Source organism: Nocardia violaceofusca NBRC 14427, assembly GCF_963869435.1.
Lineage (GTDB): Bacteria > Actinomycetota > Actinomycetes > Mycobacteriales > Mycobacteriaceae > Nocardia > Nocardia aobensis.
Genome location: NZ_CAWMPM010000013.1, coordinates 190,238 through 214,663, shown reverse-complemented (window position 1 = coordinate 214,663; position 24,426 = coordinate 190,238). Strand labels below are relative to the sequence as shown.

The 24,426-nt window shown below is 68.5% G+C and carries 27 protein-coding genes and 1 pseudogene; 12 read left to right on the top strand and 16 right to left on the bottom strand.

The window, feature by feature from the left end:
- Positions 1-118: 118 nt before the first annotated feature.
- Genes AC5592_RS12850 through AC5592_RS12820 form a run of 7 tightly spaced genes read left to right on the top strand, consistent with a single transcriptional unit; the run spans position 119 to position 5,005 of the window.
- The gene (locus AC5592_RS12850; protein ID WP_157121806.1) at positions 119-385 is read left to right on the top strand and encodes a hypothetical protein; all 267 of its coding nucleotides are present in this window, start codon (positions 119-121) and stop codon (positions 383-385) included.
- On the top strand, positions 382-1,308 hold the full coding sequence (locus AC5592_RS12845) for an FAD:protein FMN transferase (protein ID WP_063064296.1): 927 nt from the start codon (positions 382-384) through the stop codon (positions 1,306-1,308). Before AC5592_RS12850 ends, AC5592_RS12845 begins: the two co-directional genes overlap by 4 nt.
- Positions 1,305-1,877, top strand: coding sequence for a ferric reductase-like transmembrane domain-containing protein (locus AC5592_RS12840; protein ID WP_063064295.1), 573 nt, complete (start codon positions 1,305-1,307; stop codon positions 1,875-1,877). The genes AC5592_RS12845 and AC5592_RS12840 overlap by 4 nt, the downstream gene beginning before the upstream one ends.
- Positions 1,874-3,112, top strand: a complete 1,239-nt coding sequence (locus tag AC5592_RS12835; protein WP_084506617.1) for an NADH-ubiquinone oxidoreductase-F iron-sulfur binding region domain-containing protein — start codon at positions 1,874-1,876, stop codon at positions 3,110-3,112. The genes AC5592_RS12840 and AC5592_RS12835 overlap by 4 nt, the downstream gene beginning before the upstream one ends.
- A complete protein-coding gene (locus AC5592_RS12830) occupies positions 3,109-3,369 on the top strand; it encodes a ferredoxin (protein WP_063064294.1) in 261 nt (86 codons plus the stop codon). The genes AC5592_RS12835 and AC5592_RS12830 overlap by 4 nt, the downstream gene beginning before the upstream one ends.
- Positions 3,370-3,378: 9 nt before the next feature.
- On the top strand, positions 3,379-3,501 hold the full coding sequence (locus AC5592_RS12825; protein ID WP_262985082.1) for a hypothetical protein: 123 nt from the start codon (positions 3,379-3,381) through the stop codon (positions 3,499-3,501).
- 37 nt (positions 3,502-3,538) lie between these two features.
- Positions 3,539-5,005, top strand: a complete 1,467-nt coding sequence (locus AC5592_RS12820; protein ID WP_063064293.1) for an FAD-dependent oxidoreductase — start codon at positions 3,539-3,541, stop codon at positions 5,003-5,005.
- 33 nt (positions 5,006-5,038) lie between these two features.
- Here the strand turns inward: AC5592_RS12820 and AC5592_RS12815 are convergent, their stop codons facing one another.
- Complete coding sequence (locus AC5592_RS12815) at positions 5,039-6,934, bottom strand: alkyl/aryl-sulfatase (protein WP_084506615.1); 1,896 nt, start codon at positions 6,932-6,934, stop codon at positions 5,039-5,041.
- A gap of 194 nt (positions 6,935-7,128) precedes the next feature.
- Here AC5592_RS12815 and AC5592_RS12810 point away from each other — a divergent pair, with 194 nt between their 5' ends.
- Positions 7,129-7,353: a lipopolysaccharide assembly protein LapA domain-containing protein gene (locus AC5592_RS12810; protein WP_051025629.1), complete on the top strand. Its 225-nt coding sequence runs from the start codon at positions 7,129-7,131 to the stop codon at positions 7,351-7,353.
- 4 nt (positions 7,354-7,357) lie between these two features.
- Here AC5592_RS12810 and AC5592_RS12805 read toward each other — a convergent pair whose 3' ends face one another.
- From AC5592_RS12805 to AC5592_RS12780, 6 genes and pseudogenes are all read right to left on the bottom strand, one after another.
- Positions 7,358-8,017: a GAP family protein gene (locus AC5592_RS12805; RefSeq protein ID WP_063064292.1), complete on the bottom strand. Its 660-nt coding sequence runs from the start codon at positions 8,015-8,017 to the stop codon at positions 7,358-7,360.
- 7 nt (positions 8,018-8,024) lie between these two features.
- On the bottom strand, positions 8,025-8,447 hold the full coding sequence (locus AC5592_RS12800) for a DUF7144 family membrane protein (RefSeq protein ID WP_063064291.1): 423 nt from the start codon (positions 8,445-8,447) through the stop codon (positions 8,025-8,027).
- Positions 8,448-8,543: 96 nt separating this feature from the next.
- Positions 8,544-9,158: a DUF4203 domain-containing protein gene (locus AC5592_RS12795; protein ID WP_063064290.1), complete on the bottom strand. Its 615-nt coding sequence runs from the start codon at positions 9,156-9,158 to the stop codon at positions 8,544-8,546.
- A 227-nt stretch (positions 9,159-9,385) separates the two neighbouring features.
- Positions 9,386-11,065 carry a steroid-22-oyl-CoA synthetase gene (gene casI / locus AC5592_RS12790; RefSeq protein ID WP_063064388.1) on the bottom strand — a complete coding sequence of 560 codons (1,680 nt, stop codon included), beginning with the start codon at positions 11,063-11,065 and terminating at the stop codon, positions 9,386-9,388.
- Positions 11,066-11,102: 37 nt separating this feature from the next.
- Positions 11,103-11,653: pseudogene (locus tag AC5592_RS12785) on the bottom strand (nuclear transport factor 2 family protein).
- 83 nt (positions 11,654-11,736) lie between these two features.
- Entirely contained in the window at positions 11,737-12,900 is a 1,164-nt protein-coding gene (locus tag AC5592_RS12780; RefSeq protein WP_063064289.1) for a PucR family transcriptional regulator, read from the bottom strand.
- 227 nt (positions 12,901-13,127) lie between these two features.
- On the opposite strand from AC5592_RS12780, the gene AC5592_RS12775 reads away from it, so the two are divergent.
- Positions 13,128-14,087: an endonuclease/exonuclease/phosphatase family protein gene (locus AC5592_RS12775; protein ID WP_063920302.1), complete on the top strand. Its 960-nt coding sequence runs from the start codon at positions 13,128-13,130 to the stop codon at positions 14,085-14,087.
- Between the two features lie 50 nt (positions 14,088-14,137).
- Entirely contained in the window at positions 14,138-14,698 is a 561-nt protein-coding gene (locus AC5592_RS12770) for an NUDIX hydrolase (RefSeq protein WP_036510707.1), read from the top strand.
- A 55-nt stretch (positions 14,699-14,753) separates the two neighbouring features.
- On the opposite strand, the gene AC5592_RS12765 is transcribed toward AC5592_RS12770, so the two are convergent.
- Together AC5592_RS12765 and AC5592_RS12760 are read right to left on the bottom strand one after the other, a co-directional pair.
- Complete coding sequence (locus AC5592_RS12765; RefSeq protein WP_157104199.1) at positions 14,754-14,927, bottom strand: hypothetical protein; 174 nt, start codon at positions 14,925-14,927, stop codon at positions 14,754-14,756.
- A gap of 53 nt (positions 14,928-14,980) precedes the next feature.
- Positions 14,981-15,841 carry an oxygenase MpaB family protein gene (locus tag AC5592_RS12760; RefSeq protein ID WP_084506612.1) on the bottom strand — a complete coding sequence of 287 codons (861 nt, stop codon included), beginning with the start codon at positions 15,839-15,841 and terminating at the stop codon, positions 14,981-14,983.
- Positions 15,842-16,018: 177 nt separating this feature from the next.
- Between AC5592_RS12760 and AC5592_RS12755 the strand changes: the two genes are divergently transcribed.
- Positions 16,019-17,665: an acyl-CoA synthetase gene (locus AC5592_RS12755; RefSeq protein WP_232329332.1), complete on the top strand. Its 1,647-nt coding sequence runs from the start codon at positions 16,019-16,021 to the stop codon at positions 17,663-17,665.
- Here AC5592_RS12755 and AC5592_RS12750 read toward each other — a convergent pair.
- The gene (locus AC5592_RS12750; protein ID WP_157121804.1) at positions 17,662-18,096 is read right to left on the bottom strand and encodes a hypothetical protein; all 435 of its coding nucleotides are present in this window, start codon (positions 18,094-18,096) and stop codon (positions 17,662-17,664) included. The genes AC5592_RS12755 and AC5592_RS12750 overlap by 4 nt on opposite strands.
- Positions 18,097-18,103: 7 nt before the next feature.
- A complete protein-coding gene (locus tag AC5592_RS12745; protein ID WP_036510698.1) occupies positions 18,104-19,021 on the bottom strand; it encodes a cutinase family protein in 918 nt (305 codons plus the stop codon).
- A gap of 382 nt (positions 19,022-19,403) precedes the next feature.
- Between AC5592_RS12745 and AC5592_RS12740 the strand changes: the two genes are divergently transcribed.
- Positions 19,404-19,559, top strand: coding sequence for a hypothetical protein (locus AC5592_RS12740; RefSeq protein WP_157121802.1), 156 nt, complete (start codon positions 19,404-19,406; stop codon positions 19,557-19,559).
- Between the two features lie 143 nt (positions 19,560-19,702).
- Here AC5592_RS12740 and AC5592_RS12735 read toward each other — a convergent pair whose 3' ends face one another.
- From AC5592_RS12735 to AC5592_RS12715, 5 genes are all read right to left on the bottom strand, one after another.
- Positions 19,703-20,551: a 3-hydroxybutyryl-CoA dehydrogenase gene (locus AC5592_RS12735; protein ID WP_036510909.1), complete on the bottom strand. Its 849-nt coding sequence runs from the start codon at positions 20,549-20,551 to the stop codon at positions 19,703-19,705.
- Between the two features lie 107 nt (positions 20,552-20,658).
- Positions 20,659-21,867, bottom strand: coding sequence for a Cmx/CmrA family chloramphenicol efflux MFS transporter (locus AC5592_RS12730; protein WP_063920295.1), 1,209 nt, complete (start codon positions 21,865-21,867; stop codon positions 20,659-20,661).
- Between the two features lie 256 nt (positions 21,868-22,123).
- Positions 22,124-23,422, bottom strand: coding sequence for an RNA polymerase sigma factor (locus tag AC5592_RS12725; RefSeq protein WP_063064288.1), 1,299 nt, complete (start codon positions 23,420-23,422; stop codon positions 22,124-22,126).
- Between the two features lie 4 nt (positions 23,423-23,426).
- Complete coding sequence (locus AC5592_RS12720) at positions 23,427-23,801, bottom strand: YciI family protein (protein WP_232329331.1); 375 nt, start codon at positions 23,799-23,801, stop codon at positions 23,427-23,429.
- Positions 23,798-24,367: a dihydrofolate reductase family protein gene (locus tag AC5592_RS12715; protein ID WP_036510691.1), complete on the bottom strand. Its 570-nt coding sequence runs from the start codon at positions 24,365-24,367 to the stop codon at positions 23,798-23,800. Before AC5592_RS12715 ends, AC5592_RS12720 begins: the two co-directional genes overlap by 4 nt.
- Positions 24,368-24,426: the final 59 nt, after the last annotated feature.

The following is a 24,426-nucleotide window of genomic DNA, read 5'->3' as shown; positions in this document are numbered from 1 at the left end:
TCGCCGCCTCGGCAACTCATTGCCTGCGCACAGCCGGCACCCAGCCTCGGTCCGCATGCTGGCCTTCCAGAGAGAGCCGACACGCGTCGGCGCAGCACCGAACGAGCAGGTGACCGATATGGGAACGTCACATCCGAACCGCCGCCTGGGCCGGACCGCGGCCGGGATACTCGTAGCCGTCGGCGCCGTCGGCACCACGACGGCGGCGGTCGTCGCGTACGCCGACAACCAGCCCGCCGCGACGACCGGCACCACCGTCACCGACAACACCGGCAGCAACAACACCGGCACCGGCAACACCGATCAGTCGTCCGGCACCTCGGGCAGCGTTCCCCAGCTGAGCCCCGGCCAGGGCACCGCACACGCACACTCGAGCGGCTCATGACCTCGGTACCCGCGGCGGAGACGGCCGCGGCCGAATGGGAGCTGTGGAGCACCACCGCCCGCCTCGTCGTCACCGACCCGGCCGCGCTGGCCGACGCGCGCCGCCTCGTCGACGCCCACCTGGATCGGGTCGACCACGCCTGCAACCGGTTTCGCGCCGATTCCGAAATCAGCACGCTGGCACCCGGCCGCCCGGTCAGGGTCAGCGCTTTGTTCGACGAATATCTCGACGCGGCCCTGACCGTCGCCCGCGACACCGACGGCGACGTCGATCCGACGATCGGCGCCGACCTCGAAAACCTCGGCTACGACCGCGATTTCACGCAGATCACCACCGGACCGGCGGTCGTCGCGCTGCGCGTCACCCCGCGCCCCGACTGGTCGCAGGTGATCCGATCCCCGCGTGCGGTGACGCTGCCCGCCGGCATGCGCCTCGACTTCGGTGCGACGGCGAAGGCCCTGGCCGCCGACCGCTGTGCGCGCACGGTCGCCGACGAGCTCGGCTGCGGTGCCCTGGTGAGCCTGGGCGGCGACATCGCCACCGCCGGACCCGCACCCGGCAAGCACTGGCAGGTACTCGTCCAGGACGGTGCGACCCAGCCGGCCGCCCTCGTCCGCTTGCCCGCGGGCGCGGCGATCGCCACCTCGAGTACGGTGCGGCGCCGCTGGATTCGCGGGGGAGGCTCGCTGCATCACATTCTCGACCCCCGCACCGGATGCGCCGCGGACCCCGTCTGGCGCACGGTGTCGGTGGCCGCTGAATCCTGCCTCGCGGCCAATGCCGCGGCCACCGCCGCCGTGGTGCGTGGCCGCGCGGCACTGCCGTGGCTGCGGTCCGCCGGGCTCCCGGCCCGGCTGGTCGACCGGGACGGGCGGGTGCTCACCCTCGGCGGCTGGCCCGACGAGCCGGAAGGAATTCGATGATGAGCAACTCCGCGTTCGACCAGGCACTGTGGGCGTTCGGCCGGGGCAGCGGCATCACGGCACTGATCTTGCTGACCGTCGCGGCCGTCGCCGGAATCGCCGCCCGCTCGGGGCGGGCCATAGTCCTCCCCCGCGCGGGGCTGGCCGAATTCCACCGCGGCGCGGCACTGGCGGCGACGGCGTTCGTCGCCCTGCATGTGCTGACCCTGTTCTTCGATCCGTACGCCCAGTTGCGGCTGCTGACCGTCGTGGTGCCGTTCACCGGCGGCTATCGGCCGCTGTGGGTGGGTTTCGGCACCCTGGCCGTCGACCTGCTGGCGGTGGTCGTGACCACCGCCCTGTTGCGACATCGCCTGGGCCCCCGCCTCTTTCGCCTGGTGCACTGGTCGGTCTACGCCCTGTGGCCGGTGGCTCTGATCCACACGCTCGGGGCGGGAAGTGACGTCGACCGGGTCTGGCTGCTCACCCTCGTCGGCGGGTGCATCCTCGCCGTCGCCACCGCCGGCGTCTGGCGGTTCAGCCGCGGCTTCACCGAATTCAGCACAGCCCCCGAGAGGAGCCGGCGATGACGACGACACTGACCGGAACCCCCACGACTCCACCCGCCCCGACGGGCACCGACCGGCTGCTGGCGGCCACCGGACCCGAGCTCTCCGCGCACGTGGCGCGATACGGCCCCGCACGCGCCGTCGGACGCGAGTTCATCGACGTGGTGTCGGCCGCGGGTCTCACCGGTCGCGGAGGCGCGGGCTTCCCGGTGGCGCGCAAGCTCGCCGCCGTGGCTGGTGGACGACGCGCGATCGTGGTCGCCAACGGCGCCGAAGGTGAACCCGACAGCGACAAGGATGCCGTATTGCTTTGGCGCGCACCGCATCTCGTACTCGACGGCCTGTCCGTGGCGGCCGCCGCCGTGGGGGCGCAGCGCTGCCACCTGTACGCCCCGCAACGGCTGCTCGACCCGATTCGTCACGCCCTCGCCGAGCGGCAGTCCACGGGCTACGACACGAGGCGGGTGGATCTCACGCCCGCCGCCGACACCTTCCTGGCCGGGGAGAAGAGCGCGGTCCTCGAGCGACTGGCCGGTCGCGCGCCGATCCCGCGAGACAAGCCGGTCAGCACCTCCCGCTCCGGGCTGAACGGCCGCCCGGCACTGGTGCAGAACGTGGAGACCCTCGCCCATCTGGCGCTGCTGGCCCGATTCGGGCCGTCGTGGTTCCGTGCCGCCGGAACCCCCGACGAACCCGGCACCATGCTGGTCACCCTGTCCGGAACCACCGCCGCCGGTGTCGTCGAGATTCCACTCGGCACCGCTCTCACCGAGGTGATCCAGCGGTTCGGACGCACCGATCCGGCCGAGGTCCAAGCGGTTCTGGTCGGCGGATACCACGGCGCCTGGCTGCCCGGCGCCGCCCTTACCGGCGCGGCGTTGTCCCGGACAGCGTTGCGGCACTGGCACGCGACACCCGGCGCCGGCGTCGTGCGTGTCCTCCGCCACGACGAGTGCGGGCTGCGGGTCACCGCCGATTTCACCGCTTACCTCGCCGCCCAGAGCGCCGGGCAGTGCGGTCCGTGCCGCAACGGCTTACCGCAGCTGGCCCGCACCGTCGGCGATCTTGCGGCGGGCGGGCCCGCCCGGCCGCAGGACATCGCCCGCATCGCCGATCTGGTCGACGGCCGCGGCGCCTGCCACCACCCCGACGGGACCGCGCGGCTGGCGCGTTCCGCCCTGACCGTCTTCGCCGGGGAAATCGACCGACACCGGCACGGTTCCTGCCGTGCCCGTTCCCAGGGAGCCGCCCGGTGACCGCACCCGACCGCCCCGCGTGGCGCCTGCACATCGACTGGACTCGCTGCGACGGCCGCGGCCTGTGCAGCGAATTGCTCCCCCATGCCATCGCTCGCGACGACTGGGGCTTTCCGCTCACCCGCAACCACCGGGACCCGGTCCTCGACGGCGAGTCGGCCGCCGCCGCCCGGGATGCGGTGAGCCTGTGCCCGCGCCTGGCGCTGTCGCTGCGGCGGATCCGAGGACACGGGGTTGAAGGCGACCATCCAGGGTAAGGGCTCGATATGGAGCTACTGGTGATCGTCGGCTTGGTCGTCCTGGTCGCCGCGGTGCTGCTGTACCGCACGATCCACAATCACCGGTCGGGCCGGACGGAACCGCCGGACAAAGAGGGCAACCTGCGGTGACGAGGCGGAACACGCGCAACGACAGGAGGCTGGTTCGGTGACATCTCTGTGGCTCGATCGAGCGCCCGTCTCGGTCCCGGTGACCCCGGAACCCGACGGGGAGTACGACTGCGTCGTCGTCGGCGCCGGGCTCACCGGCCTGGTGACCGCCCTGCTCTTCGCCCGCGCCGGGCGCACGGTCGCTGTGCTCGAGGGCCGCACGATCGGCGCGGTCACGACCGGCAACACCACCGGCAAGCTCAGCATGCTGCAGGGCACGCACCTCTCGGCGATCACCGCGAAGCATTCGGCGAGCACGGTGCGCAAATACGTCGACGCGAACCTGGAGGGCCAGCAATGGCTCCTGCGGTTCTGCGCCGAGAACGACATCGCCACCCAGCACGCGGACGCGGTCACCTACGCCGGCACCGAGGACGCAACCGACTTGGTGCGCAAGGAATTTCGTGCCTGCGAACAGGCCGGACTCGACGTCGCGTGGTCCGAGGAGACCGCGCTGCCGTTCCACACCCACGGCGCCGTGCGCCTGGCGGAGCAGGCGCAGTTCGACCCGATGGACGTCCTCGAGGGGTTGACCCTGCAGGCCTGCCGCCACGGTGCGACGATCTTCGAACGCACCCGCGTCCACGCCGTCCACGGCGATACGGTGTCGACCGACCGCGGCGATATCCGCGCGAAGACCGTCGTATTGGCCACCGGCACACCGATTCTCGACCGCGGCGGATACTTCGCGCGGCTCGAGCCCCACCGCTCCTACGCGGCCGCGTTCCGGGTGCCCGGCGAATTCCCGCGCGACATGTATCTGTCCGCCGACCAGCCCACCCGGTCACTGCGCTACGCCCCGCACGGCGGCGAGGATCTGCTGCTCGTCGGCGGCAGCGGGCATGTGGTGGGCCGAACCCGATCGGCGATGGCCCACGTCGCGGACATGTACAACTGGACGCGCACGCACTTCCCCGATGCCGAGCTGACCCATCGCTGGTCGGCCCAGGACTATTCGGCCATCGACCAACTGCCCTACGTCGGGCCGCTGCTTCCGGGCAGCGATCACATTCTCGTCGCCACCGGCTACGCGAAATGGGGGATGACCAACGCGGTGGCGGCGGGTCTCGCGCTGGCCGGCATCGCACTGGGCGGCCATCAGCCGTGGGCGCAGGCGTATCGCACCTGGCGCGGCAGCGAAGTGACCGGTCTGGCGAAGGCCGCGTCGATGAATATCCAAGTCGCACGGCATCTGACGACCGGCTGGCTGAGCGCGGCGTTCGGTGGCGGTGGCACCCCCGCCGAGGGCGAGGGCCGGGTGGAGCGTCGCGGCATCCGCCCCGTCGGGGTCTGCACCGTCGACGGCACCACCTCGACCGTCTCGCCGATCTGCCCACACCTGTACGGCATCCTGAACTGGAACGACGCCGAGCGTTCGTGGGATTGCCCGCTGCACGGCTCGCGCTTCACCCACGACGGAAAACTGTTGGAGGGGCCGGCGACTCGCGATCTGGAACAGCTGTGACCGGCCGGTGACGGCGGCAGTCTCCGACGCCCGCTAAGGCGTCACGATCGCGAAGTCGGGGTCGGGCGCGTCCAGGTAGCCGACCAGTTCGATCAGCTTCGACACATCGCCGTCGACGGTGACCGCGCCGTCGGCGATCAGCTGCTGCATATCCTTCGCGCCGAGCAGCGCCGCGTGCAGATCGCCGTCGGACAGGGTGAACGTGACGTCCGGAGCGGGCATACCGGCGCTCACGTCGTAGTGGACGAGGACGCCGTTGCGCAGCTGGGTGCGATGCACGAGATCCAGGTCGGAAATCGTCCAGTCGATGGTGATATCGGCCGACCAGGCCTTGGGACCGTCGATCCGGAGCGCGATGGCGTCGAAGAGCTGTTCCACCGTGAGCGCCGCGGCGATATCGGGTGCGTCCGTGGCGGTCGGCGTGCCGACGGATCCGTTGCGCAACTCGTAGGCGCCCATCAGGAAGAAGTTGCGCCAGGTGCCGTTCTCCGAACCGTAGCCGAGTTGTTCGAAGGTGTCGGCCTGCAGCGCCCGCGCCTCGCGACTGCCGGGGTCGGCGAATATCACGTAGTTGAGAACCTGTGCCACCCACCGGAAATCGCCGGCGGCGAACGAGTCGCGCGCCTTCTTCAGCACCTGCTCGGCGCCGCCCATGAAGTCGACGTGCCGCTTCGCCGATTCGGTGGGCGGATGCTCCCACAGGGTGGCCGGGTTCCCTTCGAACCAGCCCATGTAGCGCTGATAGATCGCCTTCACATTGTGGCTGACCGAACCGTAATAGCCGTGCGTGTGCCAGGCCGCGGCGAGGGCCGGTGGCAGTTCGATGGTCTCGGCGATTTCGATGCCGACGGCGCCCTTGTTCAGCGCGCGCACCGTCTGGTCGTGCAGATACCCGTACAGATCGCGTTGCAGCGCGAGGAATTCCGTGAGATTCTCGGTTCCCCAGGTGGGCCAGTGGTGCGAGGCGAACAGCACATCCGCCTGTGCGGCATAACGATTGATCGATTCGGTCAGATATTTCGACCACACATGCGGGTCGCGCACCAGGGCGCCGCGAAGTGTCAGCAGATTGTGCAGGGTGTGCGTCGCGTTCTCCGCCATACACAGTGCGCGCCGGTCGGGAAAATAGAAATTCATCTCCGACGGCGCCTCGGTGCCCGGAGTCATCTGGAATTCGATGCGCACACCGTCGACGATCTCCGTCTGCCCGGTGTGGGTGATGTCGGTCGTGGACGTGATGAGGGTCGGGGTTCCGGTCGAGGTCGTCGGCCCCAATCCGGCGCCGACCGCGCCCTGCGGCCCCCGCCCCAGGGCGGCGCCGTACATGTAGGCGGCGCGGCGGGCCATGGCGGTGCCGGCGTAGACGTTCTCCTCGACGGCATGTTCGACGAATCCGGCGGGCGCGAGAATCGGGCAGCGGCCCGCCGCGACATCCTCCGGCGTGGTCACACCTTTCACGCCGCCGAAATGGTCGATATGTGAATGCGAATAGATCACCCCGGTCACCGGCCGGTCACCGCGGTGGGTGCGATACAGCGCGAGTCCCGCCGCGGCGGTTTCCCGGGAGATCAGCGGATCGATCACGATCACGCCGGTATCGCCCTCGACCACGGTCATATTCGACAGATCGAGCCCGCGAATCTGATAAATCCCCTCGGTCACCTCGAACAACCCTTGGATGGCACACAATTTCGACTGCCGCCACAGGCTGGGATGCACGGTGGGCGGGCATTCCCCGTCGAGGAAGGCGTAACCGTCGCTGTCCCACACCACATCGCCGGCCGCATTCTCGACCACGCCGGGTTCCAGCGCCGCGATGAATCCACGTCGCGCGTCCGCGAAATCCTGATCGTCCCCGAAGGGCAGGGCCCGGGTCGCCTCCTCGTTCTGTGTCCGCACGCTCCCGGAAACGTCGCCCTGGCCGGTCATAGCACGCACCCCAATCTGCACGAAGGCTGGTTGTGTCGACTCGCCCGCGACATTCCCAGCTCGGTGGGGTGACGACCTCACCCGAGACGGGTGAAGTGGGCACGGCTCGCCCGACGGATCATCGGTTGGACGGCATTCGGCGCTGCCGGTCGGCGATGCCCGTGTCACCGACGAGCGAGCCACAGGAGGAGACCATGGATCGGGCCGCTAAACCTTCCCTGCTGTCGCGCATCTCGCCGCGGCAGTGGGTGGCGATCGTGCTGGCGATTCTGGCCGTCATCTTCGTCGCGCAGAATCATCATCGCGTCGACATCAACATCCTCACCGTGACCATCAGTTCGCCACTGTGGCTGGTGCTGTTGATCATGTTCGTCGTCGGCTGGATCGTGGGCCTGTTCACCCACCGCGGCCGGCGCTGACCGGTCACAGTCCGCCGATTCCCTTTCCCAGGACGACGGCGCCCATCACCAGCAGCACGATCGCCATCACGACGTGATTGTTCGCCTGCAACCACCGCCGGGCGCGATCGAGCGGTTCCCGCAGCCGTTCGGCGGCCACCAGATATCCGATCACCACCACCAGCACACTGGCGGCCGCGATCACCGTGAACACCAGCACGGCGATCACCTCCTGCCCGCCACCGATCCCACTGGTGCCGATGGCCACCCCGGCCGAGACGCACAGCAGCAGATTCTTCGGATTCACTGCCGAGAGCAGCGCCCCCAGGCCAACCGCGCCCACCGCGCTCAACGTGTCGATCGCGCGCATCCACCCGGGTACACCGGTGTCGGAGCGCGACCGCCACTGCATCGCGGCCAATCCCAGCAGCACGACGCCCAGCACGATCTTCACCCACGCGGTCACCGTCGACGAATGCTTGTCCTGCGAATCCGACAGCGTTCCGGACAGCACCACGAAAATCGTTGTGACGCCGACGATTCCGAGCACCCAGCCGATCGCGAAGCCGGTTCCCGCGTGGGCGGCGTTCGCCGAGAGAATGATCAGGATGGCGGCCACGATCGGTATCGGTGAGATCGCGACACCGACCGCCAGGGGCAGCAGATCACCGAGGACAGCACCCATGTCCGCATCACATCTGCGGGCGCCAGGTGGCGACGGCCCAGATGACCACGACGTCGAGGGCGATCACGATCAGCGACCACCAGGGATACCACGGCAACCAGAGGAAATTCGCGATGATCGACAGCGCCGCGATGCCGATCGCCGCACCGCGACCCCACGCGGTTCCGGCCATCAGACCCAGCGCGCACAGCACGAGCACGATCCCGAGTCCGATGTGGACCCAGCCCCACGTGGTCAGGTCGACCTTGTAGACGTAATCGGGCCCGGCCACGAACAGGGTGTCGTCGGCCACGGCCGAAATCCCTTGCAGGATAGACAGAATGCCGACCGTGACGAGCAGGACCGCGGCGCCGATCGAGGTCCCGGCGGCGAAACCCTGCCGCACGGGGTGGCTGTTGGCCGGCGCGCGGTGCTGCGACGAGGTTGTCATCTCCGACTCCTTCCGAGCGGGGGTTCCCGACGACTCTGCCGCAGGTGAGGCCGGCCCACCTCACCCGAATCGGATGAGGTGACCGCCATGCCGGTATCAGTGCCCGGTGGCGACGGCGCCGCCGCCGCCGTGCTTGTCCCGTCCGGCGAGATGGTCGATACCGAGTTTCTCGGCGAACAGATGGCGTTGCACGATCCAGCCCGCCGCCGAGAGCGCGATCCAGGCCAGCGCCGAGAAGATCTGCTCCCACGTGGAATCCGGCGCCCGCAGGAACGACAGGTGATCGTTCATACGACCGACGCCGCTCAGCACCATGCTCGCGCCGCCGATCGAAGTCAGCCAGAGCAGTGCCCGGGCCCGGAAGCGGTCGGCGAGGAAGCCGCCGGCGACTGCGACCGCCAGGATCACGATCATGCTGAGCGCCCAGTTCTTGTCTCCCGGTTGCAGCACCGATGCCAGCTTGGCGCCGACCATCGCGCCGGTCAGCCCGCCGATGACATACGACGCGAAACGGAAGATCAGCGACGTCACTACCCACGCGGAGAGCGCGCCGATCAATCCGGCCAGGAGCAACCACAGGAACGACGGGTTGAACAGATCCGCGATCAGCCACCCGATGCCGAAACCGATCGCCAGGATGCCCAGGTGGACCGATCTGATTCCGTAGAAGCAGAGCAGAGCCCCGATGAGCGCAACCACAATGCCGTTCATCAGAACCCCTTTCGACCGTGAACCGCATTTCCGAGGGTGCCGCACCTGCCACAGTAATCGCGCAGCTACCCGGGAGAGTAGGGAATGTGCGCCGAAGTTTCCTCACCCGTATCGGGCGATTCCCGGGCGTCATCCCCTACGGCTCATCCGACCGCCGAATATCCCGTCCCGCACCGCCGCGGTGGATCCGCCCGGGTGAACACGACCCGGCGCACCGTGGCGTGCGGTTACAACAGGCGCTCCCGGCCGTAGGTCGCGAATTCGGCCTCCCATGCCTGCTTGTCCGCCGCAGTCATGGGTTCGTATTCGGGTTCGCCGCGTCCGATCCAGCGATAGACGGCCTCCTCGGTGCGCCACGCCTGCTCCTGGAGTTGGCGTTTGAGCACCTTGTTGGAGCCGGTGACCGGCAGATTCGCCGACACCCGAAGCAGTCGCGGCGTACCCTTCGTACCGAGATCCCGCTGCGCGGTGAGGAATTCGGCGAATTCGCGCACATCGAACGAGTCCGGGTCGGCGACCTCCACGGCGGCCATCACCTGGTCACCGGATCGCGGGTCGGGGACGCCGAACGCGGCCGCGGCGATGACCGCATGGTGGCGGCGCAGGACCTGTTCGATCATCAGGGCGGAGGTGTTCTCCCCGTCGACGCGAATCCAATCTCCCTTGCGCCCTGCGAAATACAGGAAACCTTCGGTATCGATGTAGCCGAGGTCTCCGGTCCAGTACCAGCCGTTGCGAATGCGTTCGGCATCGGCGGCGTCGTTCTTGTAGTAGCCCTCGAAGGCCAGCGCGCCGGCCTTGTCGATCATCTCGCCGATCGCCTCGTCGGAATTGCGGACGCGGCCGAACTCGTCGAGTTCGGCGCGCGCACATTCGCGCAGGGTATCCGGATTCACCACCGTGACGCCGGCGTGCGCGGGACGGCCGAGGGCCGCGGGTGGGGCGTTCGGATCCAGCGCCGCCAGGGTCGCGCCCTCGCTGGAACCGTAACCCTCGAACAATTCGGCGCCGAAGCGACGCCGGAATTCCGCCTGATCGGCCACCGAAGCCTCGGTGCCGAAACCGCGCACCAGGTCGTTGTCACCGTCGCGCGGTGTTTCGGGTGTGGCGAGCAGATATCCCAGCGCCTTGCCGACATAGGTGAAGAAGGTCGCGCCGAAATAGCGGATGTCCGGAAGAAATTGGGAGGCAGAGAATTTCGGTGTCAGGCAAACCGTCGCGCCGACCGTCAGTGCCGGCGCCCACAACGCCATGATGGCATTGCCGTGGAACAGCGGCATACAGCAGTAGTCGACATCGTCGCGCACATGACCGTATTTGTCCCGCGCCGCGTACGCGACCATCGCCAGGCGGCGCTGACTGCATTTCACCGCTTTCGAGGTTCCGGTGGTGCCGGAGGTGAACAGCAACAGCATCAGCGCGTCCGGGCCGCCGCCGGCGGCCGCCGGTTCGACCCGATGGGATTCGACGAGCGCGGCATAGCCGGGGGCGTCGACCAGCAGGTACCGGTCGTCGGGAAGGTCGAGATCCAGGTCGCGCAGGCGCGCCATCCCGGCCGCGTCGGTGACGATCAGCTGGCAGTCGACATATCGGATGTCCGCCGCCAGCTGAGCGTCACCGCGAGTGGGATTCAGGCCGGCGACCGTGGCACCCGCCAAGGCCGCCGCCCCCAGCCAGAAGACGAAGTCGGGAACATTGTCCAGCAGGACCCCGATATGGAAGGGCCCCTCGCGGCGCAGCGAGTGCGCCAGATCCGCACGGGCGGCCGATTCCCGGACCACCGCGTCCCAGGTCCAATCCCGATCACGGGCGCGCAGTCCGAGCCGCTCGTCACCGAGCCGGTCGAGCAGCAGGGTCGCGACATCCGCCCGGCGCACATCCGCGGTCGCAGGGGATAGTTCGGTCATTTCCGTATCGCCTTCCATCAGCCGAGTCTGGCCGTTCTCACGCCTTCGAGTGCACGAGTTCGACGTATTCGCCGGGCAATTCGTCGACACTCAATTTGCGGATCTCCACCGGTCCGGAGTGATAGGAGTCCTCACCGACGATCCGGCCCTCCGCGTCGACGGGCCACAACAGCAATTGCCGGAATACGACCAGATAGTCGGCCGCGGTGTCGTCGACGGGAATGCCGATCTGTGCGGCATATGCGCCCGGATAGATCTGTTTCAGGAAGCCCTCGGTCACCACACAGTGATCGTCGACGACCAATCGGTCGAGGGCGTATTCGAGGATATTGCTGCGGCTCGCGACGAAATCCGAATAGTAGGTGTGCACGCCGTCCCATCCCTTCGGCCGACATCCTGTCCGCCGTTCCAGAAGTGGTAGGCCGGTTCGGGCACCAGCGTCCGCATGAGGCCGTCCAGATCCGGCTTCGCCTCGGCCTTCATATGTTCGATGACGATCTCGAGCACCTGCCGGTGCCGTGCGTTCGTGGTGATGGCGAGCCGCTCTTCCAGCGGGGCCCAGGTGCGGTTCGGATCGATGACTGCCATGTCGAAACTCCTTCTGTCGCTGCCGATCATGACCGAGTCGAGTGATCCGGATCACCCGCCGCGTGTCGCCGGAAGGGCCGGATTCATCCGACACCCGTCGGATCGGCGCGCCCGGCTGCTCCCGGATCCGCGGCGAGTTCGGCCGAGGACAGCGCGATGCGCCGCACCATCAGTGCGAGCGTGGCCATGAAGCGGTCGAGCGCCTCGTCGACATCCCAGCCCATCACCGCCTCGACCTGCGCGATGCGCGCGGCCACGGTGCTGTGATGCAGATGCAGTTCCGCGGCGGTGCGCCGCAGCGATCCGAAGACGCAGAACGCCTCGAGCGTGTCGACGGCGAGCGCACCGGCCTCCGTGGCGGCGAATTCGTTGACCCGCAACACATCCGAGGTGCGCAGCAGTCGCTGCACGGGCAGCTCGCCGAGCAAGGCCAGCGATCCGAGTCGCTCGTAGGCGACCACCCGGCGCCCGTGCCAGGTCGAGGAGGCGAAACGCAACGCCCGCAGCGCCTGCTCCCACGACGTGGCGGCCGCGTAGGCCGGCAGCCGCTCCCCCATCCCCACCCATGGCCCGCCCGCACCCCGGCGCGATGCCGGAAATTCCTGTACCACAGCGGAATTCAGCACATCCGACAGCTCCCGGCAGGTTTCCCGGTCCTGGATCAGCACGGCGGTGGTCGCGCCGATCACGGCCGAACGCACCACTCGGCCCCGGGCCGCGATGATCCGGACCGCTCCCGCCGCACCGGGTCCCGACACGGCGAGCACCCGCATCGGCTGCGCCGGATCGATCCCGAGCAGGCGCATGGCCCGCACCCGATCCTCGCGGCGTTGCTTCTCCGACAGCACGACCTCGAGCAGCGCGGGGTCGTCCAGACCCGTCGGCCCCGCCGCCGAACCGCGCACCGCCACCACCCGCAGACAGTGCCGCAGCCGATCCACCAGGACGCCATCGAGGGCATGCGCGGCGCCGGTCCGCTCCAGCCATACGGCCGGCTCGCCGGTCGTCTCCGCCGGCGGCATCACCGTCGGCAACGGACGACCCGCCGCGTCGTAGCGGATCACCGTGCCGGACGGCCAGCTCGCGGCCACCGGGCATTCGGCCAGCAACGCCGCGGCGCGGACCACCGTATCCGCGTTGGTGTCGGATTCGTCGAAACCGTCGAAATATCGGATCAGCCGCAACACGGCGTCCGGGTCCGCACCGAGTTCGCGCAGTCGCGGCGCCTCGGCACCCGGCTCGTCCATTCGCCCACCTCCACTCCGGCGAGATATCCGCTCAGAATGGCAAGAGTGTGACCACTCTCCGGACGAATCCGGCGAATACTCCCGCTGGGTGGGCGGTCGGGCGATGGTGCCGCGTGCATACACTCACCACGTCCGCGAGCCGATCGACCGATGGGAGTCCTGTGCCGTTCCCCCTGCGAAGCCGTGCGGCTGACGATCGCCGGATTCGGGATGCGGAGGTGGGGCGCGTGAAGGCGGCGTGGGGGCGGATCACGCTCGAATCGCTCGCCGTGGCCGCGACCCTGGTGGGCGCCGGCGGTGTGGCGCTGCACTTCAATCGGACCGAGTCACGGTGGCTGGTTCTGGCAACGGCGGGCGCGCCGTATCTGATGTGTGCCGCCGTTGTCGGGGTGGCGCTGTTCGCCGCCGCGAAGCGGTGGGCCGGGGTCGCGGTGGCCATTGCCGTTGTGGGCGTGGCGATCTGGACGCAGGCGCCGCTGTATGTCGGCCGCTCCCCCGGCGATCACGGCACACCGGTGACGGTGATGCAGGCCAATCTGCTCTTCGACGGCGCCGATCCGCACGCGCTGATCGAGCAGGTGCGCGAACGCAAGGTCGGCATTCTGACCGTCGAGGAACTGACTCCGGCCGCGGTGCACGCCCTCGAGGACGTGGGCCTGGACCGGTTGCTGCCGCATCGATATCTGTCGCCCGGGCGCACCGCCACCGGTACCGGAATCTGGAGCGCCTATCCCCTCTCGGACACTGTCGAATACGACGGATTCGTCCTGAACCAGCTCTGCGCGACCGCCACCGTCCCGGGGGTCGGACCGGTCGGCGTCTATGCCTTCCACCCGGTGCCCCCGATCTCCGGAACACACCTGTGGGCCGACGAATTATCCCGGCTACGAGCCATTCTCGACCGTTCGCCCGCGGATCGGCCGGTGATCGTAGGTGGCGATTTCAACGCGACCTTCGACCATGCCCAATTCCGCGCGATGCTCTCGGGCCGGTTCCACGACGCGGCCGAACAGGAGGGCGCCGGCCACCTCGTCACCTATCCCACCGACAAGCGCTGGCCACCGCTGGTCGGCATCGACCACATCCTGGTCGCCGACGGCCACGCGGACACCGTCTACACGGTCCGCCTGCCCGGCGCCGATCACAAGGCGCTGATCGCGCAACTGCGCCTCACCCACCCGCAATAGCCCCGTGGTAGTCCGGATCGATTGTCGGTACCCGGCGCTATCGTCGGCCCATGCACCCCGCCACCGCGGTCGTCGCGGACATCGTCGCAGCGATCACCCCGCTGGACACCCTCGAGCAGGAGCACATCCGGGAGACATTGTCCTGGCTCGCCGGCACCGACGACATCTTCCGCCGGGAACCTCCGGCCACGCCGCCACAGCACCTGGTGTCGTATGTGGTGGTCGTCGATCCGGATGCCCGCGTCGTACTGCTGGGCGCCCACCGCAAGTCCGGACTACACCTGCCCATGGGCGGTCACGTCGACCCGGGGGAAGACCCTCTGCACACCGCCCGACGAGAAGCCGCCGAAGAGCTCGGAGCGGATGCCGATTTCACCGTCGTCGGCGAAAGCCCCCTGTTCCTCACCAGCACCCGAACCGTCGGAACTCACCCCCACCGCGACGTCTCCCTCTGGTACGTGATCCGCGGCCACCGCGACCACCCCTTCACCCTCGACCCACGAGAATTCGCCGCCGGCCGCTGGTGGGAGATCGATTCCGACGCCCTCCCCGAATCCGACCCGCACATGAGCCGATTCCTCACCAAACTGCGCACCGCGCTGACCTCGTAGCGTCGCGGCGCCCCTGGACGCTGAGGCCGACCCCCGAGTCGTCGACCGGAAACGATCAGGGTTTGTGTTCCTCGAGGTGGGTCCAGAAGCCGGGGGCGTAATACGTGTACTTCGTCGCGGTGTACACCGCCAGCACTCCCCCCTCGAGGAACTTGAAATTGTCCTCCGGGTCGGGGAAAGACTGTTCATGGTCCGGCCCACTCGCTGTCGTGTATACGCGGAAAGGCATGACATCCACGGTATCCCTCGTCGGCGAGGAGCGGAAAGCGAGCTGACCGCCGTTTACACCAACGACTTTCCGAGTGCCTGTCGCCGCCGCATATCGTCGATATACCCGTCGAACGGGTAGCTGCGCCAGTGTTCGGGCAGGCGCTTCAGCACCGTTCCGATCGTTCGCATCACGATCTCGAAGGTGCGCTGCCGGCGCGGGCCCCATCCGAGGCCCAGTGCGTCGCGGAACTGCTGGGGGAGGAATCCGGTGGTGAAGAAGCGATTGACCCGGGCGAAGGCGATTCGCTGGGCGCGGCTGTACGGCCCCAGGCCGATGACCTGGTCCAGCAGATAGCGGCGAACCTCGTCGTCGAACGAGATCTCGCCCAACTTGGCGTTCCAGTACTCGTCGAATGCTGCCCGATCCGCCGGCCACAGCCGCTCCGGCATCTGCAAAGTCGTGCCGAAACGCGCGGACTCACGATAGAACTCGTCAGCTAAGTTATCGTCAATTCTGCCATAGAAGAGCCTGGTCGAATCATCCACGCCGCGATAGATACAGGCGGCCACCCAGAGTTGAAGTTGCGGATCGAAGGCGTTGTAGCGGACCGGGCTGCCGGGGCGCGACCGCACCTGCCGATGCGAGGTATCGACGGCGGCACGGTAGGCGACGCGGTCCTCCTCGGTCCCGAGCATCGCCACCGCCAGATAGGTCAGCGTCGTGCGGCCACGCTTACGCGGATGCCGTGCGTATTGACCGCTTTCCACGGTACTTTCGACGACTCCGCGACCGACGGGCGGCAGACCGAGCTGCATCACGACATTCGCCGGGCCGCCCAGCAATGCCGCGGGGCCGGCCATGTACTGCCGCCGGCGGGCGAGTCCGGCGTCCGGCGCGGGGGCCGCGGCAACGGTTCGGGCGGCTCGATTCATGGGTATCACTCCGAGGGTCAATGAGGTGTTCGATGTATCATCTTCTCACCACTTGGGTGTCGGCAGCAATGCTTCACCGAACGGCACACCACCAAATATGTGAATATGTATTCTGACAGTGATCCGGCGAAGCGATACCGAAGGGCTCGCCGGCCGAGGTGGATCGAGGTCTGTGTGGTGCTGTCGAGTTCTGCGGGCGAGCTGGTCCGGTCCGTCGGTGACGCGTTCGCCGCGGCATCGGTGTTGCGTCGGCGCGGCATGTTCGACCCGTGGCATCCGCTCGATATCGTCCGGACCGCGCGCGACGCGGGAGTCTACGGCCCGTTCGTCACGGTGCTCGCCCACGCCGCGCGCCGCACTCCGACCGCGCCGGCGCTGGTCGACGAACGCGGCACCCTCACCTTCGACGAGCTCGACCGCGAATCCAACGCACTCACCCGCGGGCTCGCCGCCCATGGTTTCGGGCCGGGATCCGTCCTCGCCGTGTTGTGCCGCGATCACCGCGGCATGGTTCTGAGCCTGCTGGCCGCGGGCAAGCTGGGTGCCCGCGTGGTGCTGCTCAATACCGGATCCGCCGGCCCGCAGCTCGCCGAGGTCGCCGCTCGCGAGAAGGTCGACGCGCTGCTGCTGGACAGCGAATTCGCCGACCGTGCCCGCGCCGTCCCCGCCGACATCCCCCGGCTGCTCACCTGGGACGACGAGGGCACCGCCGGCATCACCACCATCTACGCGCAGGCCGAGCCGCACTCCACCGACCCCGTGGCGCCGCCCCCGCGCCCCGGCGGACTCGTGATTCTCACCAGCGGCACCACCGGAACTCCGAAAGGCGCTCCGCGAGACAAGGTTTCCCCACTGCAGTCGGCGCAGTTCCTCGACCGGATCCCGCTGCCGCGCGAGAAGACGATGGTGATGGCCGCCCCGATCTTCCACGGCACCGGACTGTCCCAGTGCACGCTGGGCTGGGCGCTGGGCAATCGAATCGTCTTCCGGCAGCGCAAATTCGATCCGGCTCGCACGCTCGCCGCGGTGGCGCGATACCGCGCCGCGACCCTCGTGCTGGTGCCGACGATGTTGCAGCGCATCGTCGATCTCGACGAATCGGTGTTGCGGCAGTACGACACGTCGTCGCTGGAGGTGATCTTCGCCGCCGGCTCGTCCATCTCACCGGATCTGAGCCGCCGCACCGCGGACGTTTTCGGCGAGGTGCTCTACAACCTGTACGCCTCCACCGAGGTCGCGGTGGCGGCGGTGGCGACTCCGCAGGACATGCGCGAGGCGCCGGGTACGGTCGGCCGTCCCCCGGTCGGATGCCGGGTCGCGATCTACGACTCCGACCGCAATCCGGTGACCAGCCCCGGCGTGGTGGGCACGATCTTCGTCTCCAGTGGCCTCAGCTTCACCGGATACACCGACGGGCAGCACAAGGAGATCGTGGACGGGTTGTTGTGTAGCGGCGACGTCGGGCATTTCGACGCCGACGGCCGGTTGTTCGTCGACGGCCGCGACGACGACATGATCGTCTCCGGCGGTGAGAACGTCTACCCGCTGGAGGTCGAGAACCTCCTGGTGAACCGGGCCGACGTCGCGGAGGCCGCGGTGGTCGGGGTGGACGACCGCGATTTCGGAAAGCGGCTGCGCGCCTTCGTGGTTCGCACCGCTGGGGCTGCTGTCGACGCCGAGGAGATCCGCGACTACGTCAAAGCGAATCTCGCTCGCCACAAGGTTCCGCGCGATGTCGTCTTCGTCGACGAACTGCCGCGCAACGCGACCGGGAAGTTGCTGCGGCGGCAGCTGGAAACCGAACGCGTCGCGCCCGCAGACTAGTTCGCGTCGCGGAACCGATCCGCCATCGGATACCAGCCGGGGGCCGCCGACGCGAGTTCCCCGGCGACACCGAGCAATTGCGCGGCCACCAACTCGAGCCGCGGCTGCGGCCGGGAGAGGGTCGTGACCAGCCCCACCGGCACGGCGGTACTCAACTCGCGCAACCGGGTGAAGCCGTCGGGATCCCGGTTCGCCGCGCAGTACAGCAGGGCGCTGCCCCATCGCTGACAGAATTCGGCACTGTCCCAGAGGTTTTCGGCCGAGCCGACATCGATGACCACGGTGGGCGGCCCGTCGATCACCCAGCCTCTGCGGGTCACCCGGCCGACCACCGCCACCGATTGCTGCTCACAGACGCGGTCGATCACACTTCCGAGCGGCCCGTCCGCACCGACGATCGCCACCGCGCCACGATCGGCCGTTTCCCGCATACCCACCTCACTTGCCTATCAGATCCACCAGTTGCCGGCGCAGCCAGGACAGGGCCGTCTCACCGCCCGGCCCGATGATGTAGAACGGATAGCTCTGGTGGACACCGGAATTCACGAACTCCGCGATCTGGGCCTTGCGCTCGTCCACGGCGCTCGCGTCGAGCTGACCGGCCAGCAACCCGAGACCTCCCGCGGCCAGCGCCGAATCGAGAAGCTCGGTCGCGTCCCGGGAGTACCGGTCGAACAGCGCCGGATCGGGGTTCGAGATCTCCACGAAGAATCCCGCGATGCGGCCCGCGAAGTCTCCGTCGGGCATCGCGCAGTACAGGTCTCCGGCGGCACAGAACGTGTAGGTGCGCGCAGCGAGCAGGCCGAACCCGCCGGGGCGCGGTCCGCCCGCGCCGGCACCGGCGACCGGCGGGCCGATCAGCGTGTCGGTGGGTGCGCGGCGGGGATCGGATACCAAGCCCACCAACGCGATTCGGTCGGGCGCCACTACACCGTGGCCGGTGCCGATCTCGGCCGCGAGGTCACCCGCGGCGTCGGCGCCCTGGCTGTAGCCGAGGATCGCGATGCGGGTCGTGGCGCACGACTGTGCCACCGCGGCGACCGCGGCGCGGGCCTTGTCGACGGCTTCGCGCTTGGAGCGGCCGTACACCTCGCCCTCCCACGGGAACGCCGTCGCGGTGTAGGCGACATAGCCGACACCGACGTCGCCCGGGAGTGCGTCCACACTCGCCGCGAGCATCCCTGTGCGCGGGTCGTCGTCGGAGGTTTCCCAGGTGCCGGGTACGGCGAGCACATACAGGCCGGGACAGGCGGGCATCGCATGCGCGGGCGGGCTCCCGCCGAGCTGCGCCAGGCCGTACGTCACCGCCACCAGACCGGCGGCCGCGAGGGATTTCCAGCGTGTATACGGAGACACGGTGACACCTCCGAATCACTCGGCAGCTTTGCCGCGACATCCGCGCGAGCGGTGTCGTAGTTGAGAGAATGATAGATAACTTATCACTCTCGCTGGCCGGGTGTCGCCGGATTGGCGCGAATTGGCCGGCATCGAGATCCGAACATCCGAAACTGGAAAGGTCTCCACGACAGTGGAATTGGAGGTGAATCGCCGATGGCGGCATAGACCGCCGCCCTGGCCTATGCGCAGTTCGTGGGCACACCCTGCGCGACATGTGACGGCGGGTAAGAACTGTTAGTAACTTGACGGTCCGTCCGACGCACGTGCCGGTTTCCGCCGGGACCACCACCGAGCAGGCGTGCCGGCGATTCGACAGCCGCCGAACGGGTACGCGCACGGCATGAACCACCCCGAGCACACCGACGCGCACACGGACGCCGAACAGGACGACCAGGAAACCCAGGGCAAGCGCACAGTCGACGCGCCACCGGAGACCTCCGGCAAACTCGCCGGACCCGGGCCCGCCCGCGACCAGAAAGAAGACCCCGACACCTGACCGGTGCCGGCGCGAAACCCGGTGATGGTCAGCCGTTTCGACGGTGCGCCGGCGCGGCGAGCGGTCGCCGAAGGACGGGTCCGCCCCGCATTCCCGGTGATGCGCGAACGGCGATATCCGTCCGGGAACGCGGGGCGCCGCGATCAGCTGTACTCGTAGAATCCACGACCGGTCTTGCGGCCCAGGCGGCCCGCGTCGACCATGCGACGCAGCAGCGCCGGGGGCGCGTAGTGCGGCTCGGCGAATTCGCCGTACAGCGATTCGGCGGCGGCGAGAGCGACGTCGAGGCCGACGGTGTCGAGCAGGGTGAGCGGGCCCATCGGGTAACCGCAGCCGCCCTTCATCGCGGCGTCGATGTCCTCGGCGCTGGCGTAGCCCGACTCCAGCATCCGCACCGCCTGGCACAGATACGGGATCAGCAGCGCGTTGACGATGAATCCGGAGCGGTCACCGGCCTGCACGGTCGTCTTGTGCAGGGTGTTCTTCGCGTAGTCGGTCACGGCGGCGGCGGTCTCCGGAGAGGTGACCAGCGTCGAGATCACCTCCACCAGGGGCATTACCGGCACCGGGTTGAAGAAGTGCAGGCCGACGACCTGCTCGGGGCGCTGCGTGGCACCGGCCACCTTGATCACCGGGATCGAGGAGGTGTTGGTGGCGAGGATGCCGGTCGGCTTCACGATCTTGTCCAGCTTGCCGAAGATCTCATACTTCAGCGATTCGATTTCCGGCGCGGCCTCGATGACCAGGTCGCGGTCGGCGAACTCCTCGATGTCGAGGGTCACCCGCACCCGGGCGAGCACGGCGTCGGCCTCGTCCTGGGTGATCTTGCCCTTCGTCACGCCCCGCGAGATCGACGATTCGATCCGCTTGTGCGCCGCCTCGGCGAACTCCGGCGTCGTCTCCAGTACGAGAACCTCGCTCCCGGCCTTCGCGCATACCTCGGCGATTCCCGCACCCATGGTTCCGCCACCGATCACACCGATCAGCTTCACAGTCGTCTCTCCCACCATCTCGGTTCCGAACACTTCCGCGCCCATTATCGCTGTTCGGGTAGTTGGAACAGGTTGCGGGCAAACTCCGGTCCCCGCCGGCCGCGTCCTCACCGGCCGCGCCGCACTGCCGGGCGATCGGCGATTCCGCTGCTCGACCGGCTCGTGGCGGACCGATGCCGATCCAGCACGACGACACCCACCGCGGCGGCGGTGAAGGCGGCGCTGCACCACAACGCGGTGGCCGGGTGACCGCTGAGGTCGACCACCGGACCGGCGGCGACCGGGCCGAACACGGCGCCGATATTCAACGCGGTGGTCGCCAACGCGCCGGCGATGCGGGGAGCAGCCGGTGTCGCGGTCCGCACGATCGTCGCGATCAGCGTCGAACCGACGCCGAACGCGACCGCACCCGCCACCACCGACATGACCACCACCCCGATCAGCGCGTGCGCGGCCACCGCGGCGACCAGCCAGACTCCCCCGAGCAGAGCCGTTCCGACGAGGACGATCCGCCGCGGATGGCGGTCGCTGTAGCGACCGATGACCGTCACGCCGAGAAACGAGCCGGCACCGAAGAGGGCCAGCACCACGGGAACCCACCCATTTCCGGCGACGGCGGCGGTGATGGTGCCCAGATAGGTGAATGCGGCGAAGGTCGCGGCGTTGACCAGGATTGCGGCCACGACGGCGATCCGGACCGGCCACTGCTTCAGCACCGACCATTCGCGCCGCATCGACGGAGCGGGCCCACTCGGCACATCGCCCTCCCGTACCTGGCGGCCGAGCATCACCCACACCGGCACGAGCGCCACCGCGCCGAGGACAGCGACAGCCCAGAACGCCGAACGCCAGCCCCAGAGCTGTCCCAGCACCGTACCCGCGGGCACCCCGGCGATGCAGGCCACCGTCACCCCGGAGACCACGACGGCGGTCGCGCGGCCGATCATCGCCGGACCGACCAGCCGCGGAAGCGCGGCCAGCGCCACCGCGAGAAACCCGGCATCGGCGATCGCCGCGACACCCCGCGTCGCCAGCAACGGCCCGAAACCGGTTGCGGTAGCGCCGATCACGTGTGCGACACAGAACAACCCGAGAAACGCCGTGGCCGAATACCGGACCGGCACACGGCCCGCCGCCATCGCCATCGTCGGGGCTCCCACCACCATTCCGGCCGCGAACAGCGAGGTCAGCAAACCGGCGGCGCCGAGCGAGACGCCGAGATCGTCGGCGATCTGCCGCAGCAGTCCCGACACCATGAACTCCGATGTGCCCTGCGCGAAAACCGCGACAGCCAGCACGACAACCACAAGGGGCATGAGAAAGTACTCCAGGAGACAGGGCGCCGCCTACGGCGCCCAGGGAACGAAACCGGCATCATCCGGCGCTGCGAGATACGCCAACCGCACCGGTCGCTCAGCGATCGGCGGGAATCCACTCACAACGCCGCCCGGCCCACAGGCCGAGCGGCTACCGTTCGGATGCCTCCGGAGAACTCACCCCATCACCCTAACAACACGTATCGGCGGGGACGACCGCGCCACCGAAAGCCGAAGTGCCCTGGCCACACTCGGCCTAATCCAGCCGGGCCGCACGGTCGCGCAACAACGCTTGTTCGGCGGCATTGGCGGTGAGATCGGCGGCGCGCAGATAGGCGGCGCGAGCGTCGGCCGGGCGGTCCAGCTGCGCGAGAAAGTGGGCGCGGACGGCGTGCAGCAGGTGATAGGAATCGAGCGTGCCGGTCGCGGCCACCGCGTCGGCGAGGTCCAGTCCCGCGGCGGGGCCGTGCACCATCGCCACCGCGACGGCGCGATTCACCTCGACGACCGGCGACGGAAAGCGTTCGGCGAGAACGGCATACAGGCCGGCGATGCGTCGCCAATCGGTATCGTCCGAGGTGGCGGCCATGGCATGCGCGGCGGCGATGGCCCCCTGCAGGGCGTAGCGACCGGGTGGGACACCGCGACGCACGGCCAGATTGTGCGCCCGGCCGAGGGCGGCGAAGCCGCGGCGGATGGACAGCTGATCCCAGCGGCTCCGGTCCTGATCGGGAAGCAGCACGAGCTGTTTCGTCGCGTCACTGCGCGCGCCGGTGCGGGAGCCCTGCAATTCCAGCAGGGCCGCGAGGCCGAACGCTTCCGGTTCCAGCGGCATCAGCCCGGTGAGGATCCGCGCCAACCGCAATGCGTCGTCGCACAGTTCGGCGCGCACCCAGTTCTCGCCGGAGGTGGCCGCATACCCCTCGTTGAAGATCAGATAGACGACCTCCAGCACGGACTCCAGTCGCTCGGCCAGCTGCGGACCCGACGGAACCTCGTAGGGCAGATTCTTCTCGGCGATGGTCCGTTTGGCGCGCACGATCCGTTGGGCCACCGTGGTTTCCGGCACGAGATAGGCGCGGGCGATCTCGTCGGTCGTGAGTCCGCCGACCATGCGCAACGTCAATGCCACCCGAGCGGGCTGCGACAGCACCGGATGGCAGGCGGTGAACACCATGCGCAGCAGGTCGTCCTCGATATCGTCCGTATCCGGTTGCGCGCCGGTGTGTTCGGTGAGCAGGTCGTGCCCGAGCATCGGCAGTTTCCGGGCGAAGGTGGCGTCACGCCGGATCCGGTCGATGGCACGGTGTTTCGCGGTGAGCATCAGCCAGCCACCCGGATTCGGCGGAATCCCGTCGCGCGGCCACTGTTCCAGGGCGGCCAGGTGCGCGTCCTGTGCGAACTCCTCGGCGGTGGCGATATCACCGACCAGCCGGGTGAGTCCGGCCACCAGTTTCGGCCATTCGATGCGCCACGCCGCCTCCACGGCGCGAGCCGCCGGTGAGCGGCCGTCGGCACCTGCGTGCGGACGGCCACTCACCTCGGGTAACGACATAGCGTCAAGCCTGGTCGTCGAGCTGGCGAATCTCCAGTTCCACATCCCATTCCGGCCCGTGCACCCGCAGAAACCGCGAACCCCATTCCATGGCCTCGTCCTGCGAGCGGGTCTGCAGCAGGCAGTATCCGCCGATGACCTCCTTGGACTCGCTGAACGGGCCGTCGAGCACGGTCTGCTTCCCGCCGGTCTGGCGAACTCGGACGCCTTCGTCGACCGGTCGCAGGCCGGCGGTGTCGAGCAGCACGCCGGCCTTGGTCATCTCCTCGAGCAGCTTGCCCATATCCTCGGCCATGGCGGGATCGGGCCCGTGCACCGGCGCGGCCGCGGGGTCGAGCCGGATCAGCATCAGATAACGCATATCGGCATCCTTCCTCATCGCACCTGGTAGCGGAGATACACCGCGCCCGAACCGAATGCCTTCGACTCCAGCAGGTCGAGATCCAGTTTCGCCTTGTCGTGGAACACCGGGGTGCCCGAACCGAGCGTGACCGGATGGACGACGATGCGGAACTCGTCGACCAGCCCCATATCGATGAACGAATGCACCAGCTTCGGACTGGCGTAGATCGCGAGCACGCCGCCGTCCTGGCGCTTCAGCGCCTCGATCTGCGCGGCGACGTCGCTGCTGATCAGCCGGGTGTTGTTCCACTCGGCCGACTCCAGCGTGGTGGAGCAGACGATCTTGTCCACGGCGTTGACCCATTCGGCGTGCCGGCGCTCGCCCGGGGAACTCTCGGCGTTCGGCTGCTGCGACCAGTACCCGAACATCCCCAGGTAGGTTTCGCGGCCGTAGATCGCGGTGTCGAAGTCGGCCTGGATGTGCTCGGCGTAGGCCTGCAATTCGTCGTCGTAGGCGCGGAACGTGAACTCGAATCCCAGATTTTCGCCGGACGAGGCATAACCGTCCAGGGTCATGTGCTCGAAAGCCACCAGTGTGCGCATGGTTGTGTCCTTCCAGGGGTGGGCTGCCTCTCAGCCCCTCACCTACCCCTCGAACGAGG

Excerpts from the sequence above, each read along its gene's own strand:
- AC5592_RS12850 (WP_157121806.1), top strand. The coding sequence starts at position 119 with ATGGGAACGTCACATCCGAACCGCCGCCTGGGCCGGACCGCGGCCGGG.
- AC5592_RS12845 (WP_063064296.1), top strand. The coding sequence starts at position 382 with ATGACCTCGGTACCCGCGGCGGAGACGGCCGCGGCCGAATGGGAGCTG.
- AC5592_RS12840 (WP_063064295.1), top strand. The coding sequence starts at position 1,305 with ATGATGAGCAACTCCGCGTTCGACCAGGCACTGTGGGCGTTCGGCCGG.
- AC5592_RS12835 (WP_084506617.1), top strand. The coding sequence starts at position 1,874 with ATGACGACGACACTGACCGGAACCCCCACGACTCCACCCGCCCCGACG.
- AC5592_RS12825 (WP_262985082.1), top strand. The coding sequence starts at position 3,379 with ATGGAGCTACTGGTGATCGTCGGCTTGGTCGTCCTGGTCGCCGCGGTG.
- AC5592_RS12815 (WP_084506615.1), bottom strand. The coding sequence starts at position 6,934 with ATGACCGGCCAGGGCGACGTTTCCGGGAGCGTGCGGACACAGAACGAG.
- AC5592_RS12810 (WP_051025629.1), top strand. The coding sequence starts at position 7,129 with ATGGATCGGGCCGCTAAACCTTCCCTGCTGTCGCGCATCTCGCCGCGG.
- AC5592_RS12805 (WP_063064292.1), bottom strand. The coding sequence starts at position 8,017 with ATGGGTGCTGTCCTCGGTGATCTGCTGCCCCTGGCGGTCGGTGTCGCG.
- AC5592_RS12800 (WP_063064291.1), bottom strand. The coding sequence starts at position 8,447 with ATGACAACCTCGTCGCAGCACCGCGCGCCGGCCAACAGCCACCCCGTG.
- AC5592_RS12795 (WP_063064290.1), bottom strand. The coding sequence starts at position 9,158 with ATGAACGGCATTGTGGTTGCGCTCATCGGGGCTCTGCTCTGCTTCTAC.
- casI (WP_063064388.1), bottom strand. The coding sequence starts at position 11,065 with ATGACCGAACTATCCCCTGCGACCGCGGATGTGCGCCGGGCGGATGTC.
- AC5592_RS12780 (WP_063064289.1), bottom strand. The coding sequence starts at position 12,900 with ATGGACGAGCCGGGTGCCGAGGCGCCGCGACTGCGCGAACTCGGTGCG.
- AC5592_RS12770 (WP_036510707.1), top strand. The coding sequence starts at position 14,138 with ATGCACCCCGCCACCGCGGTCGTCGCGGACATCGTCGCAGCGATCACC.
- AC5592_RS12765 (WP_157104199.1), bottom strand. The coding sequence starts at position 14,927 with ATGCCTTTCCGCGTATACACGACAGCGAGTGGGCCGGACCATGAACAG.
- AC5592_RS12760 (WP_084506612.1), bottom strand. The coding sequence starts at position 15,841 with ATGAATCGAGCCGCCCGAACCGTTGCCGCGGCCCCCGCGCCGGACGCC.
- AC5592_RS12750 (WP_157121804.1), bottom strand. The coding sequence starts at position 18,096 with ATGCGGGAAACGGCCGATCGTGGCGCGGTGGCGATCGTCGGTGCGGAC.
- AC5592_RS12740 (WP_157121802.1), top strand. The coding sequence starts at position 19,404 with ATGAACCACCCCGAGCACACCGACGCGCACACGGACGCCGAACAGGAC.
- AC5592_RS12730 (WP_063920295.1), bottom strand. The coding sequence starts at position 21,867 with ATGCCCCTTGTGGTTGTCGTGCTGGCTGTCGCGGTTTTCGCGCAGGGC.
- AC5592_RS12725 (WP_063064288.1), bottom strand. The coding sequence starts at position 23,422 with ATGTCGTTACCCGAGGTGAGTGGCCGTCCGCACGCAGGTGCCGACGGC.
- AC5592_RS12720 (WP_232329331.1), bottom strand. The coding sequence starts at position 23,801 with ATGAGGAAGGATGCCGATATGCGTTATCTGATGCTGATCCGGCTCGAC.
- AC5592_RS12715 (WP_036510691.1), bottom strand. The coding sequence starts at position 24,367 with ATGCGCACACTGGTGGCTTTCGAGCACATGACCCTGGACGGTTATGCC.